Source organism: Corynebacterium sp. UMB8791, from assembly GCF_054166365.1.
The window spans coordinates 1-366 of sequence record NZ_JBSZCG010000018.1; the positions used below are offsets into that span (position 1 = coordinate 1).

A 366-nucleotide genomic window follows, 5' to 3' on the forward strand; every position below is an offset into this window, starting at 1 on the left:
AGAGACAGCTGCGTCACTTTAGGATAGTTTTTCTTCCATTTCTCAATCATGCCGGATAAGAAGGTATTCGCTTCTTCTTTTGAGTTAGCTTGATAAACAGCCTTAAAGTCATCACAGATTTCTTTTCGGTCTTTGACACGTACTTTATGAGCGATATTACGAGATACATGGATACAACAATGCTGATATTTTGCTTTAGGATAAATTTGATGGATAGTATCTTTCATGCCTTTTAAGCCGTCCGTAATAAAAAGCAAGACATCTTGAACTCCTCTGGAGTTAATATCCTGAAGCAGCTCATTCCAAACCTATGTTGATTCAGTTGGAGCAATCGCATAACTCAGTACTTCTTTAGAGCCGTCTTCT

Annotated in this window: 1 pseudogene; it reads right to left on the reverse strand. The window is 38.0% G+C overall.

The features are described from left to right. Positions 1-366: pseudogene (locus tag ACXIUA_RS00345) on the reverse strand (transposase); the annotation flags it as partial.